The sequence below is a fragment of the Pseudomonas sp. PAGU 2196 genome, assembly GCF_022179005.1.
Taxonomy (GTDB): Bacteria; Pseudomonadota; Gammaproteobacteria; order Pseudomonadales; family Pseudomonadaceae; genus Aquipseudomonas; species Aquipseudomonas kermanshahensis.
In genome coordinates this window covers 43,048-57,290 of sequence record NZ_BNTL01000041.1, presented here as the reverse complement: position 1 = coordinate 57,290, position 14,243 = coordinate 43,048, and the positions used below count along the sequence as shown (strand labels likewise).

The window sequence follows — 14,243 nt, the reverse complement described above, 5'->3', positions numbered from 1 at the left end:
TCTTCCTCGACCGCCTGACCCGAGCCATGGGCGCGCGCACCAATGCCGACCCGAGTCTGCGCTGGTACCACACCGGGCCCGTGGGTGCGGTGCTGCGCCTATGCGGCTCAGGGCACGCTGCAGGGCGGCGCAAGACCGCCTGACGCAAACACACTCGTACTGCCGCACACGACATAAAAACCAGAAGAAGGTACGCGACGATGTTGGAATCCAAGTTCTCCCGCAGCATCCTGCAAGGCGCCAGCGCGCTGGCCCTGGTAATTGCCTCGCTATGCGCCAACGCCTCGGCCGACAAGCCGGGCGAGGGCGTGAAGGTAACGCCGATCTTCCCCTCCATCGCCGAAGAGCGCTTCCGTGGCGAAGTCGCCATGGAAGGCCTGCGCGAGCTGGGCTACAAGGTCCAGGAGCCTAAGGAAACCGAGTACGGCGTGATGATGGTGGCTCTGGCCAACGGCGATGCCGACTTCACCGTGCACCTGTGGGACAAGCTGCACGACAAGTTCTACCAGCAGGCCGGCGGCGATGACGTGATGGTCAAGGCCGGCGACATCATGCCCGGCGTGCTGCAGGGCTACCTGATCGACAAGAAGACCGCCGAGCAGTACCACATCAAGTACATCACCGACCTGAAGAAGCCGGAAATCGCCAAGCTGTTCGACACTGACGGCGACGGCAAGGCCAACCTGACCGGCTGCAACCCGGGCTGGGGCTGCGAGCTGATCATCTCGCACCACATTAAAGCCTATGACCTGGACAGCAGCGTGCACGTCGACCAGGGCTCGTACTTCGCGCTGATGGCCGACACCATCACCCGTTACAAGGAAGGCAAGCCGATCCTGTACTTCACCTGGGTGCCACAGTGGATCTCCACCGTGCTGGTCGAGGACAAGGACGTGGTTTGGCTGGAAGTGCCGAAGACCGACCTGCCGGATGGCAACAACGATGTCGACACGATGTACAAGGGCAAGAACCTGGGCTTTGCGGTCGACAAGGTCGAGGCGGTGCTGAACAAGGAATTCGCCCAGGAAAACCCGGCAGCCACCAAATTCCTGTCGCTGATGCAGATCACCACGGCGGACGAGAGCGCGCAGAACCTCAAGATGCAGCAAGGTGAGAAAAAACCTGCTGACATCACCCGCCATGCCAAAGAATGGGTTGCGGCGCATCGCCAGCAGTTCGACGCGTGGCTGCAGGCGTCGCGCGCGGCGGCGACACAGGCCAGCAAGTAACCTGTTCCATCGGTGGGCGCTTCTTCGCGGGCAAGCCCGCTCCCACAGGGTTCGTGCCATCGTTGGGTTTGCGCGCTGCCTGTAGGCGCGCGCTTGCGCGCGAAGAAGCCAACGCGTTTTTTGCAGTTGAGTCAAAGCCATGAGCCATTTCGAAAGCACCCTCAAGAACGCCAACCTGGCCCACCTGGACACCGCAGGCCGTACCTCGCTGTCGATGCCGTGCCAGCGCGTCGCCTTCGTGTTACGTGAGCATTTCTCCATGATGGCCTTTACTGCGGCCATGGACACCCTGGTCACCGCCAACCTGATGAGCGCCACACCACTGTTCCAGATCCAGGTAGTGGGTGATGGAGCACAGGTCATGAGCGACCTGGGCATCGCCTTGCCGGTCAACACGCCACTGGCCGAGCTCGATGTGCAGGTGCTAGACACCCTGTTGGTATGCGGTGGGTTTCGGGTGCGCCTGGAAAGCGCACCGCTGCTGCGCGCCAAGCTGCGCCAGGCCGACCAGCATGGCTGCCAGCTGGGTGGTCTATGGAACGGCACCTACTTCCTGGCCGAAGCGGGCTTGCTCAATGACCACGCCTGCGCCTTCCACCCTGATGGCCGGGCAATGATGAGCGAGCTGTTCCCCAAGGTACGTGTCAGCCGCCAAGCCCATGTGCTGGACGGTCGGCGCCTGAGTTGCGCAGGGGCTAGCAGTGCCCTGGACATGATGCTGGCCTTGCTCGAACACAGGGGTGGCAACGGGTTGCGCCGGGCGGTGGAGCAGATGCTGGCGTGCGATCGCGCACGGGTGATGAGCGACGCCCCGGCCACTGCAGCGGACATCGACCCCAGCCTGCCCAAGGGCATACGCGTGGCCCTTGAGCTGATGCATGCGAATATCGAAGACCCGATCGGCATCGACGAAATCGCCGAACATGCAGGCTTGTCGCGTCGGCACCTGGAGCGGCTGTTCCGCCGCCATGTACAAGCGACACCGCCGCGCTACTACCTGGAATTACGCCTGACCCATGCCCGGCAGTTGCTGCAACACACCAGCAAGTCATTGACCGAAGTGGCCGTGGCCAGCGGCTTTGTCAGTTTTCCGCATTTCTACCGGCGCTTTCGTGAGCTGTTCGCCGTTGCGCCGCGCCAGTTTCGGGCGAGGAGCCAGGGGTGGGCAGGGCGGCAGGAGATAGCGATACCGTAAAAATGAAATAGTGTTCGATAATCGCACAGTTAACCGTGCCCTATTGTCCGCTATCCGCCCACGATTCCAATGGTCGCATTGCCCAATCCCCGCCTTTTTGCTTAGTGTGTGCCTATTCACCGGCTGTCGCCTGCCCCTGTACCCAGCGACCAGCCCGATAGAATAACCGTGATCGACCGCAACCACCGGCCGCAAGGCCCGTAGGAAGCGGCGCCCAGAACAATAACGAAACCGAGTGCCTTGCCTATGGAAAGCCGCCTGCTGAGCGAGCGCAGTAGCGTGTTTCACCACGCCGACCCTTATGCTGTGTCCGATTATGTGAACCAGCACGTGGGCCAGCACTGCATCGGTTTGTCGCGCACCACCCACCCCCAGGCCAGCCTCAGCCACCGCAAGTTCGCCGAGCTCGACCTGTGCCGCATCAGCTACGGCGGCAGCGTGCGCGTCACCTCGCCCGCGCTGGAAACCATCTACCACTTGCAAGTGTTACTCAACGGCAACTGCCTGTGGCGCGGGCCCCAGCGCGAGCATCACTTGGTGCCGGGCGAGTTGTTGCTGATCAACCCGGACGACCCGGTTGACCTGACCTACTCGGAAGACTGCGAGAAATTTATCCTCAAGGTGCCGACCCGGCTGCTCGATTCGATCTGCGAAGAACAACGCTGGCATCGCCCGGATGGCGGCGTGCGGTTCCTGCGTAACCACTACCGATTGGAAGAGCTGGATGGGTTTGTAAACCTGCTGGCGATGGTGTGCCATGAAGCCGAGGTGAATGAGTCGTTGCCGCGGGTGCAGGGGCATTACAGCCAGATTGTGGCCAGCAAACTGCTGACCTTGATGAGCACCAACATTCGGCGCGAAAGCCTGAGTGCGCCGGCGGCTAGCCTTGAGCGGATTCTGGATTACATCGAGCGCAACCTGAAGCTTGAACTTTCAGCTGAAGTGCTGGCAGAGCAGGCCTGCATGAGCGTGCGGTCGTTGTATGCCTTGTTTGATCGGCACTTGGGTACCACGCCTAAGCAGTATGTGCGGCAACGCAAGCTGGCGCGGGTGCATGCCTGCCTGAGCGATACCCGTTGTACCGTGAAAAACGTTACCGAGCTTGCCATGGACTACGGCTTCCTGCATCTGGGGCGCTTTTCGGAGATCTACCGGCAACAGTTCGGGGAACTGCCCTCTGCCACACTGCGCAACCGGCGTTGATTTGCACAAATCGGATACCACTCTGCACGAAAAGGATATTGCCGCCCCCCCTCGATCCCTAACCTGACATGGTCTGAACAATAACAATGGAGACCCTGGCCATGTCCCTGGGATTCGACTACCTCAATGCCATGCTCGAAGACGACCGTGAAAAGGGCATCTACCGCTGCAAGCGCGAGATGTTCACCGACCCACGCCTGTTCGACCTGGAGATGAAGCACATCTTCGAGGGCAACTGGATCTACCTGGCGCACGAAAGCCAGATCCCCGAGAAAAACGATTTCCTCACCCTGACCATGGGGCGCCAGCCGATCTTTATCGCGCGCAACAAGGACGGGGTACTCAATGCCTTCCTCAATGCCTGCAGCCACCGCGGCGCCATGCTGTGCCGGCACAAGCGCGGTAACCGTGCCAGCTACACCTGCCCATTCCATGGCTGGACCTTCAACAACAGCGGCAAACTGCTCAAGGTCAAAGACCCGAGCAACGCCGGCTACCCCGACAGTTTCAACTGCGACGGCTCCCACGACCTGACCAAGGTCGCGCGCTTCGAGTCGTACCGGGGCTTTCTGTTCGGCAGCTTGAATGCCGATGTGAAACCGCTGGTAGAGCACCTGGGCGAGTCGGCCAAGATCATCGACATGATCGTCGACCAGTCGCCCGAAGGCCTGGAAGTGCTGCGTGGCGCCAGTTCGTATATCTACGAAGGCAACTGGAAGCTCACCGCCGAGAACGGCGCCGATGGCTACCACGTCAGCTCCGTGCACTGGAACTACGCCGCCACCCAGAACCAGCGCAAACAGCGCGAGTCGGGGGACGAGATCAAGACCATGAGCGCAGGCGCTTGGGCCAAGCAGGGCGGGGGCTTCTATTCCTTCGATCATGGCCACCTGCTGCTATGGACCCGCTGGGCCAACCCAGAAGACCGCCCGGCCTACGAGCGCCGTGACCAGCTGGCCGCCGATTACGGACAGGCACGCGCCGACTGGATGATCGAGAACTCGCGCAACCTCTGCTTGTACCCCAACGTGTACTTGATGGACCAATTCAGTTCGCAGATCCGTATTGCCCGGCCGATTTCGGTGAACAAGACCGAAATCACCATCTACTGCATCGCGCCCAAAGGCGAGAGCGCTGACGCCCGCGCCAAGCGCATCCGCCAGTACGAGGACTTCTTCAACGTCAGCGGCATGGCCACTCCGGACGACCTCGAAGAGTTCCGCTCGTGCCAGACCGGTTACGGTGGCGGCACCGGCTGGAATGACATGTCCCGCGGCGCTGCCCACTGGGTCGAGGGCGCTGACGAGGCGGCCCAGGAAATCGAGCTCAAGCCGCTGCTGTCAGGCGTGCGCACCGAGGACGAAGGCCTGTTCGTGCTGCAGCACAAGTACTGGCAGGACACCATGATCCAGGCGCTCAAGGATGAACAGCAACTGATCCCCGTGGAGGCCGTGCAATGAGCCTCTACGAAACCGTGCGCGACTTCCTCTACCGCGAAGCGCGCTACCTGGACGACGCCGAATGGGACCAGTGGCTGGAGCTGTACGCAGCCGATGCCAGCTTCTGGATGCCGTCCTGGGACGATGACGACCGCCTCACCGAAGACCCACAAAGCGAAATCTCGCTGATCTGGTACGGCAACCGTGGTGGCCTCGAGGACCGGGTGTTCCGCATCAAGACCGAGCGCTCCAGCGCGACCGTGCCGGACACCCGTACCTCGCACAACATCAGCAACATCGAGATCGTCGAGCAGGGCGAGGGTTACTGCCAGGTGCGCTTCAACTGGCACACCCTGAGCTTTCGCTACAAGACCACCGACAGCTACTTCGGCAGCAGCTTCTACACCCTCGATTTGCGCGGCGAGCAGCCGTTGATCAAGGCCAAGAAGGTGGTCCTGAAGAACGACTACGTGCGTCAGGTCATCGACATCTACCACATCTGAACCGAGGTAACGCGAGCCGCCCGGTGTGCCGCATGGCGCGCCGCGGGCAGGCTCGCCCGCGAGGTGCAACATGAGCTTCCAGATCGCACTGAATTTCGAGGACGGGGTAACCCGCTTCATCGAGGCCACTGGCCATGAGACCGTGGCTGACGCCGCCTACCGCCAGGGCATCAACATCCCGCTGGACTGCCGCGACGGCGCCTGCGGCACCTGCAAGTGCAAGGCCGAGTCCGGGCGCTACGACCTGGGCGACAACTTCATCGAAGACGCCCTGAGCGAGGACGAAATCGCCGAAGGCTATGTGCTGACCTGCCAGATGCGGGCTGAATCCGACTGTGTGGTGCGCATTCCGGCCTCTTCGCACGTGTGCAAGACCGAACAGGCCAGTTTCGAAGCCGCCATCAGCGACGTGCGCCAGTTGTCGGCGAGCACCATTGCCCTGTCGATCAAGGGCGAGGCGCTGAGCCGGCTGGCATTCCTGCCTGGGCAATACGTCAACCTCAAGGTGCCCGGCAGCGAGCAGAGCCGCGCTTACTCGTTCAGCTCGCTGCAAAAGGACGGCGAGGTCAGCTTCCTGATCCGCAATGTGCCGGGCGGCTTGATGAGCAGCTTCCTCACCAACCTGGCCAAGGCCGGCGACAGCATGAGCCTGGCTGGGCCGCTGGGCAGCTTCTACTTGCGGCCGATCCAGCGCCCACTGCTGTTGCTGGCAGGTGGCACCGGGCTGGCACCGTTCACCGCGATGCTGGAGAAGATCGCCGAGCAGGGCAGCGAATACCCGGTGCACCTGATCTACGGGGTCACCAACGACTTCGACCTGGTCGAACTGGACCGCCTGCAGGCCTTGGCGGCGCGCATTGCAAACTTCACCTTCAGCGCCTGCGTGGCCAACCCAGACAGCCAGTACCCGCAGAAAGGCTATGTAACCCAGCACATCGAACCGCGCCACCTCAATGACGGCGATGTGGACGTGTACCTGTGCGGGCCACCGCCGATGGTCGAGGCAGTCAGCCAGTACGTTCGCGAGCAGGGCATTACGCCGGCGAACTTCTACTACGAGAAGTTCGCCGCCGCGGCCTGAGTTTCCTTGGGGCCGCCCTTGTGGGCGCGGGCTTGCCCCGCGAACACGGGCGCAGCCCGTGCCATCCACCGTGGGGTCTGCTAGCGGGGCAAGCCCGCTCCCACAGCGTCCGCGTCAGCATGGAGAAATACTGATGAACACAAGATTTCAAGGCAAAGTCGCCCTGGTCACCGGCGCCGCCCAAGGCATTGGCCGCGGCGTGTGCTGGCGGCTCAAGGCCGAAGGCGCGCAGGTGGTGGCGGTGGACCGCTCCGAGTTGGTCCACGAATTGGCCGGGGAGGGCATGCTGACCCTCACCGCCGACCTCGAACTGCACAGCGATTGTGCCCGCGTCATGGCCGCTGCGGTCGAAGCGTTTGGCCGCCTCGACATCCTGGTCAACAATGTCGGCGGCACCATTTGGGCCAAACCTTTTGAACACTACGAAGTGGAACAGATCGAGGCCGAAGTGCGCCGCTCGTTGTTCCCCACCTTGTGGTGTTGCCATGCCGCGTTGCCGTACATGCTCGAACGCGGGGCAGGGGCCATTGTCAACGTCTCGTCCATCGCCACCCGTGGCGTCAACCGCGTGCCCTACGGCGCGGCCAAAGGTGGCGTCAACGCGCTCACTGCCTGCCTGGCTTTCGAAACCGCCGGGCGCGGTATCCGTGTCAATGCCACTGCCCCTGGCGGCACCGAGGCACCGCCACGGCGCGTGCCGCGCAACGCCGCCGAGCAGAGCGCGCAGGAAAAGGCCTGGTACCAGCAAATCGTCGACCAGACCCTCGACAGCAGCTTGATGCACCGCTACGGCAGCATCGACGAGCAGGTCGGCGCCATCCTCTTCCTGGCCTCCGACGAAGCCTCCTACATAACCGGCGTAACGCTGCCGGTAGGGGGCGGCGACCTCGGCTGAGCCAGCCCCCCCCGGCAACCGTTTTCCTCCACAACAAAAACAACAGAGACAGATGCCATGCGAACCCTTGACGTGCACCCGATCATCGATAATGCGCGCTTTACCGCGTTCCACTGGATGGTCATGGCCTGGTGCGGCCTGCTGCTGATCTTCGACGGCTATGACTTGTTCATTTACGGCGTGGTACTGCCGGTAATCATGAAAGAGTGGGGCCTGACGCCCCTGCAGGCCGGCGCCCTGGGCAGTTATGCGCTGTTCGGCATGATGTTCGGCGCCCTGGTATTCGGCAGCCTGGCCGACCGCATCGGGCGCAAGAAGGGGATCGCCATCTGCTTCGCCTTGTTCTCCACGGCAACCATCCTCAACGGCTTTGCCACCAGCCCCAGCGAGTTCGGCATCTACCGTTTCATCGCCGGCCTAGGGTGTGGCGGCTTGATGCCTAACGCCGTGGCATTGATGAACGAATACGCCCCCAAACGCCTGCGCAGCACGCTGGTGGCGATCATGTTCAGCGGTTATTCGCTGGGCGGCATGCTGTCGGCAGGCGTCGGTATTTTCATGCTGCCGCGTTTCGGCTGGGAGTCGATGTTCTTCGCTGCGGCGGTACCGCTGCTGCTGTTGCCGGTGATTCTCTATTACCTGCCAGAATCCATTGGCTTCCTGGTACGTAAAGGGCGCACCGAAGAAGCCCGCAAGCTGCTCAAACAGCTTGACCCCGCGTGCGACATCCAGCCTGGTGACGTGCTTCAGGCAACCGACCGCAAGGGGGCTGGCAGCTCGGTCGTCGAGCTGTTCCGCAACGGCCTGGCCGTGCGCACCCTGGCCCTGTGGCTGGCGTTCTTCTGCTGCCTGCTGATGGTCTACGCGCTCAGTTCGTGGTTGCCGAAGCTGATGGCCAACGCGGGTTACAGCCTGGGTTCGAGCCTGTCGTTCCTGTTGGCGCTGAACTTCGGTGGCATGGCCGGGGCGATTTTGGGGGGCTGGTTGGGCGACCGCTACAACCTGGTCAAGGTCAAGGTCGGTTTCTTCATTGCCGCCGCGCTGTCGATCAGCCTGTTGGGGGTGAACAGCCCGATGCCGGTGCTGTACCTGCTGATCTTCATCGCCGGCGCCACCACCATCGGCACGCAGATCCTGTTGTATGCCGGCGCGGCACAGATGTATGGCCTGGCGGTGCGCTCCACCGGCCTGGGCTGGGCGTCGGGCATTGGCCGCAATGGCGCCATTGTCGGCCCGCTGCTGGGGGGCGCGCTGATGGGCATCAACCTGCCGTTGCAACTGAATTTCATCGCGTTCGCCATCCCTGGCGCGATTGCCGCGCTGGCCATGGCCGTGCACCTGGTCAGTGGCAAGCGCCATGGCCTGGCCACGGCGGCGCAAGCGTAATGAAAACCCTGATGAAGGACAGCTCGCTGTCCGCCATCGTCGCCGGCTGCCTGGCGACGATGATCTCCTACGCCGGCCCATTGGTGATCATCTTTCACGCTGCCGAGGCCGCGCAGTTGTCCCATGGCCAGCTGTCTTCCTGGGTCTGGGCCGTTTCCATGGGCAGCGGAGTGCTCGGCGCTGTACTCAGCCTGCGCTACCGGGTGCCGGTCGTGATCGCCTGGTCGATCCCAGGCTCGGCGCTGTTGGTCACGGCCCTGCCTGAACTCGGCTTGGAGCAGGCCGTGGGGGCGTACCTGGTGGCCAACCTGGTGCTGCTGCTGATTGGCATCAGCGGGGCCTTCGACCGCATCATCGCGCGCCTGCCGGGCTCCATTGCCGCCGGCATGCAAGCCGGCATCTTGTTCAGTTTCGGCATTGAGGTGTTCCGCGCCTTGCCGGTACAGCCGCTGCTGGTGGTGGCCATGTTCATCACCTATGTGCTGATGCGCAGGCTTCAGCCGCGCTATGCGGTGGCTGCCGTACTGTGCGTGGGCGCCGTCGTGACCGTGGCCAGCGGGGCGTTTCGCAGCGAGGCGTTGGTGCTGCAACTGGCCTCGCCGCAATGGATTGCCCCGCAATTCAGCTTGGCGGCGGTGTTCAGCCTGGCGTTGCCCATGGTGCTGGTGGCCCTCACCGGGCAATTCATGCCGGGGATGGCCGTGCTGCGCAACGCCGGTTACGCCACACCGGCCAGCCCGCTGATCAGTGCCAGCGCCATCGGTGGCGCCGTGCTCGCGCCTTTTGGTTGCCACGGCCTGAACCTGGCGGCCGTCACCGCCAGCCTGTGCACAGGCCATGAGGCCCATGAAAACCCGCGCCGGCGCTATGTCGCGGCCGTCGCCGGCAGTGTGCTGTACCTGCTGCTTGGGGTTGCTGGGGCCACCTTGATGTCGCTGTTCGCGGCGTTTCCGGCGGCACTGATTGCGGCCCTTGCTGGGCTGGCCCTGTACGGGGCAATCAGCGAAGCCCTGGCACGCAGCCTCGCCGAGCCTGCTGAGCGTGATGCCGGGCTGTTCACTTTTTTGGTCACCGCTTCGGGGGTGTCCTTCCTTGGCCTGTCGGCGGCGTTCTGGGGGCTGCTGTTCGGCCTGCTGGCCCACGCGCTGCTTGTTCTGCGGCGGCCTCAAGCGCGGGAGGTAATGCGCCGCACCCCATGATGCCTGTGTTCCCAGCGCTTTATTCCATAAAAACAAGATCAAGAGAGCTTCGGAATGAACCACACCCCTTGCGTCGCTATTGGCCTGACATTGCTCAGCCCACCGCTGCTGGCTGCTGAAGGCGGCTTCTTCGAGGATTCGAAGGCCAGCCTCAGTGCCCGCAATTACTATTTCAGCCGCGACTTCTCCGACATTGTCGGCGCCAATCAACAGTCCAAAGCCGAGGAGTGGGCCCAGGGCTTCATACTTGACTTCAAATCGGGGTACACGCCTGGCACGGTGGGGTTCGGGGTGGATGCACTCGGCCTGCTGGGCATCAAACTCGACAGCAGCCCGGACCGGGTCAATACCGGCCTGTTGCCGGTGCATGGCGATGGCCGCGCCGCAGACGAATACAGCCGCCTGGCGCCGACGTTCAAGGCCAGGCTGTCGAAAACCGAGCTGCGGGTGGGCGAACTGCAGCCCAACCTGCCAGTGCTGACGTTCAGTGATATCCGCCTGCTGCCGCCGACTTACCAAGGTGCCAGCCTGTTGTCGACCGAGCTGCACGGGCTGACCTTGCAAGCCGGGCACCTGACCTCAACCCACCTGCGCAACGAGGGCGGCGACGGCAAGATGAATGCCATGCTCGGCCACGTGCCAATGCGTCAGGCTGAAGGTGATGCGTTCAACTTTGTGGGGGGCGACTACGCGTTCAATGCGAACCAAAGCAGTGTCAGCCTGTGGTACGGGCAGTTGGAAGATATCTACGAGCAAGGCTTTGTCGGCCTTAAACACAGCAAACCTGTCGGCGATTGGGTGCTGAGCGCCAACCTTGGCTATTTCACCGCCCGCGAGGACGGCGATGCCCTGCTGGGCAGTATCGATAACCAGGCATTCTTCTCGCTGTTCACCGCCCGCCATGGCGGGCACAGCTTCCATGCAGGGTATCAGGGCATTTATGGCGACAGCCCGTTCCCGCGGGTATTCGCCAACATTTCCCCCTTGGGCAACGAGGTGCCAACCTACGAGTTCGCCTACACCGACGAGCGTTCCTATCAGGTGCGCTACGACTACAATTTTGCCGCCATGGGCGTGCCGGGGCTAACGGCAACGGTGCGGTACATCACCGGCAACAATGTCGATACCGGGCAGGGCTACGAGGGCCGTGACCGGGAGCGCGACCTGGATATCGGCTATGCGGTGCAGAGTGGGGCGTTGAAAGGCCTGGGCATTCGCGTGAGAAATGCCATGGCACGGTCCAACTACCGCAGTGATATCGACGAGAATCGCTTGACCCTGGTGTACACCTGGCAGTTGTTGTGAAAACCCAACTGCCATCTTTTGTCACTGAGCCGCATTTGCACCCAGAGGGTAGAGGGGGTTAGCTTTCACGCGTCATCCTCTCAGGAAATCCCGCCTTGGACTCATTGACCCAAGCCGTACTCGGCGCCGCACTACAGGGCACTGTGCTCGGTCGCATCCAGGGCCGCCGAGCGCTGCTGTACGGCGCAGCGCTGGCCACACTGCCCGACCTGGACGTAGTCATTCGCTACGCCGACCCGGTGTCGCAGATGACCTACCACCGGGGGTTCTCCCACTCCCTTTTCGTCCTGACCGGGCTGGCGCTGCTGCTGGCCTGGTGCGTCAACCGGTGCTGGCCAGGCAAAGGCTATACCGTGCCGCGCCTGTTCCTCGCGTTCTGGCTGGTGCTGGTCACGCACCCGGTGCTGGACGCCTTTACCGTGTATGGCACGCAACTGTTCTGGCCGTTGGCGCTGACCCCGCAAAGCTGGGCTGCGGTGTTCATCATCGACCCTGTCTACACCGTGCCGCTGCTGGCGGCAGTGATCTACACCCTCGCCAAGGGCGTGACGGGCACTGCCGTGCGGCTGCTGACCCTGGCACTGGTTTTCAGTACGGCCTACCTCGGCTTTGGCCTGGCTGGGCGCATGCAGGCGGAGCAACGCTTTCAGGCCGCGTTGGACCAGCAGGGCATCACGGTCAGCGACGTACGTGCCGTGCCGATTGCCTTCAACAGCCTGATCTGGCGCGTGCTGGCCAAGACGCCGGACGGCGACTACTACGAAGGCGTCAGCAGCGGGTTCGACCAGCAACCGCCAGAAATGCAACGCCTGCCACGCAACCTTGAGCTGGCCGCTGCGCTTGCCGGTGCGCCACTGCATCAGCGCCTGCGCTGGTTCACCGATGACTGGTTGCGCTATGACGAAATCGACGGGGCGCTGGTGGTGACCGACCTGCGCATGGGCATCCCCGGCAACTACACCTTCCGCTTCAACATGGCCCACCGTGACAGCCAGGGGCACTGGATTGCCGACACGCCCACGGCGTGGCGAGGGGCAGGGGTGGCATCGATGTTCAACGGGCATGACCTGGGCTTGATCTGGCGGCGTATCGTCGATCAGCAACCCCCATTGCCACTGGCTGAGTGGACTTCGCGTTACCTGGGGCCGGCTGCAGCACCGCCCAGGGGCGATTAAACGAAGATTCTGTTTACCGCCGCAGCCCCCATTTTGCGGGGGAAATCGGGTACAGGGCACAGCTATTTTGCGGCTTGGTGGAATTCTTAGTAGCTTATCGTCGCCAAAGCGCTCAATATGCCACTGCAGGGGCTGGTTGTTTGATAAGGCCCTCGTTGTAATTTCACGTAAAACGCATCAAATAAGCCATCGAGGGCTCAGAGCATGTCCAACAGACAAACCGGTACAGTTAAATGGTTCAACGATGAAAAAGGGTTCGGCTTCATTACCCCAGCGGGTGGTGGCGACGACCTCTTCGTTCATTTCAAAGCCATTGAATCGGACGGCTTCAAGTCGCTGAAAGAAGGCCAGACTGTTAGCTTTGTTGCCGAAAAAGGGCAAAAAGGCATGCAGGCCGCCCAAGTGCGACCTGAGTAAGACACGCACCCGCCGGCTCGGCGTTCGAATAGGTGCTTGCAACCTTGCGGGTTGACCTGGGTGCTTGATCGAACGGCGTGAAGCCTGGCAATTGTGTGGCGTGTAAAGAAAAGCTCCGTATCGAAAGATAGGGAGCTTTTTTTGTATCTGCCGCAACGCGGTATAACCGCCAAGCGGCTTTGCGGCCCCTTGGCTTCAATCAAACGGCTGCCATCAATTGCGCGCCAGTCGCCCACTCACGTAGTGCGCCACGTCATTGAACCCTGGCGTCGAGGCATGCCCCGGCGTTACCAGCGAATCGATGAACGCTTCATCCTCCGCCGAGATTTTCACGTTCAATGCGCCGGCATAGGTGTCCCATTGTGCTTCGGTGCGCGGCCCGACAATGGCCGAACTCACCAGTTGGTTATTAAGTACCCAGGCAATCGCGAACTCGACGATGCCCACGCCCTTGGCTTCGACATACGCCTGGATCTGGCGTGCGATGGCCAATGATTCCTGGCGCCATTCCACTTCCATGATCCGCTTGTCCTGGCGCCCGGCACGGCACCGAGCCGGGTGCGTACTTGCCGCTGAGCACACCGCGGGCCAAGGGGCTGAACGGCACCACGCCCAGGCCATGGTTGGCCGCAGCGGTCAGCTGTTCGGGTTCTGCCTGGCGGTTGACGATGTTGTACAGCGGTTGGCTCACCACCGGCTTGGCCACGCCGAGTCGCTCGGCCAGGTGGCACAGCTCGGCAATGCGCCAACCGCGGAAGTTGGACACGCCCCAATAGCGGATCTTGCCTTGGCGCAGCAGGTCGCCGATGGCTTGCACGGTTTCTTCCAGCGGTACCTTGTGGTCTTCGCGGTGCAGGTAGTAAACGTCGAGGTAGTCCAGGTCCATGCGCGTGAGCGTCGCGTCGATGGCATTGAAGATGTGCTTGCGCGAAAGCCCGCTGCGGTTGGGCAGGCCGTCGGCCGGGCCAAAGCCGACCTTGGACGCCACTATCCAGTCCTGGCGATGGCGCGCTACGGCTTCGCCGACGATTTCTTCCGAACGCCCACTGTTGTAGACATCGGCGGTGTCGATGAAGTTGATGCCCTGGTCCCAGGCTTTTTCGATGATCCGCAGTGAGTCCTCGGTGCTGGTCTGCTCGCCGAACATCATGCTGCCCAGGGTAAGGGCGGAAACCTGCAGGCCACTCTGGCCAAGGGGACGGTAGATCATGCGGTT

12 protein-coding genes and 1 pseudogene are annotated in these 14,243 nt (G+C 62.4%); 12 read left to right on the top strand and 1 reads right to left on the bottom strand.

Annotated features, from left to right (window positions below):
- Window positions 1-200 precede the first annotated feature (200 nt).
- The 12 genes from proX (at window position 201) to MFF34_RS26855 (ending at window position 13,027) form a co-directional block, all read left to right on the top strand.
- Complete coding sequence (proX, locus tag MFF34_RS26910) at window positions 201-1,229, top strand: glycine betaine/L-proline ABC transporter substrate-binding protein ProX (RefSeq protein ID WP_085274396.1); 1,029 nt, start codon at window positions 201-203, stop codon at window positions 1,227-1,229.
- A 139-nt stretch (window positions 1,230-1,368) separates the two neighbouring features.
- Complete coding sequence (locus MFF34_RS26905; protein ID WP_238217573.1) at window positions 1,369-2,424, top strand: GlxA family transcriptional regulator; 1,056 nt, start codon at window positions 1,369-1,371, stop codon at window positions 2,422-2,424.
- Between the two features lie 246 nt (window positions 2,425-2,670).
- The gene (locus MFF34_RS26900; protein WP_238217571.1) at window positions 2,671-3,627 is read left to right on the top strand and encodes an AraC family transcriptional regulator; all 957 of its coding nucleotides are present in this window, start codon (window positions 2,671-2,673) and stop codon (window positions 3,625-3,627) included.
- A 101-nt stretch (window positions 3,628-3,728) separates the two neighbouring features.
- Complete coding sequence (gene benA / locus MFF34_RS26895; protein WP_238217569.1) at window positions 3,729-5,087, top strand: benzoate 1,2-dioxygenase large subunit; 1,359 nt, start codon at window positions 3,729-3,731, stop codon at window positions 5,085-5,087.
- Window positions 5,084-5,569, top strand: coding sequence for a benzoate 1,2-dioxygenase small subunit (gene benB, locus MFF34_RS26890; protein ID WP_027595427.1), 486 nt, complete (start codon window positions 5,084-5,086; stop codon window positions 5,567-5,569). Before benA ends, benB begins: the two co-directional genes overlap by 4 nt.
- A 70-nt stretch (window positions 5,570-5,639) precedes the next feature.
- Entirely contained in the window at window positions 5,640-6,650 is a 1,011-nt protein-coding gene (gene benC, locus MFF34_RS26885) for a benzoate 1,2-dioxygenase electron transfer component BenC (protein WP_027595426.1), read from the top strand.
- Between the two features lie 133 nt (window positions 6,651-6,783).
- Window positions 6,784-7,545, top strand: coding sequence for a 1,6-dihydroxycyclohexa-2,4-diene-1-carboxylate dehydrogenase (locus MFF34_RS26880; RefSeq protein WP_027595425.1), 762 nt, complete (start codon window positions 6,784-6,786; stop codon window positions 7,543-7,545).
- Window positions 7,546-7,602: 57 nt separating this feature from the next.
- Window positions 7,603-8,931, top strand: coding sequence for an aromatic acid/H+ symport family MFS transporter (locus tag MFF34_RS26875; protein WP_085274393.1), 1,329 nt, complete (start codon window positions 7,603-7,605; stop codon window positions 8,929-8,931).
- Window positions 8,931-10,130 (top strand): benzoate/H(+) symporter BenE family transporter, encoded by a 1,200-nt coding sequence (locus tag MFF34_RS26870; RefSeq protein WP_238217567.1) that lies wholly within the window; start codon window positions 8,931-8,933, stop codon window positions 10,128-10,130. The genes MFF34_RS26875 and MFF34_RS26870 overlap by 1 nt, the downstream gene beginning before the upstream one ends.
- Window positions 10,131-10,184: 54 nt before the next feature.
- Window positions 10,185-11,435 (top strand): OprD family porin, encoded by a 1,251-nt coding sequence (locus MFF34_RS26865; protein ID WP_238217565.1) that lies wholly within the window; start codon window positions 10,185-10,187, stop codon window positions 11,433-11,435.
- A 95-nt stretch (window positions 11,436-11,530) separates the two neighbouring features.
- Window positions 11,531-12,610, top strand: a complete 1,080-nt coding sequence (locus MFF34_RS26860; RefSeq protein ID WP_238217563.1) for a metal-dependent hydrolase — start codon at window positions 11,531-11,533, stop codon at window positions 12,608-12,610.
- Between the two features lie 204 nt (window positions 12,611-12,814).
- The gene (locus MFF34_RS26855) at window positions 12,815-13,027 is read left to right on the top strand and encodes a cold-shock protein (protein WP_027595420.1); all 213 of its coding nucleotides are present in this window, start codon (window positions 12,815-12,817) and stop codon (window positions 13,025-13,027) included.
- Window positions 13,028-13,240: 213 nt separating this feature from the next.
- Here the strand turns inward: MFF34_RS26855 and MFF34_RS26850 are convergent.
- Window positions 13,241-14,237: pseudogene (locus MFF34_RS26850) on the bottom strand (aldo/keto reductase).
- Window positions 14,238-14,243 lie beyond the last annotated feature (6 nt).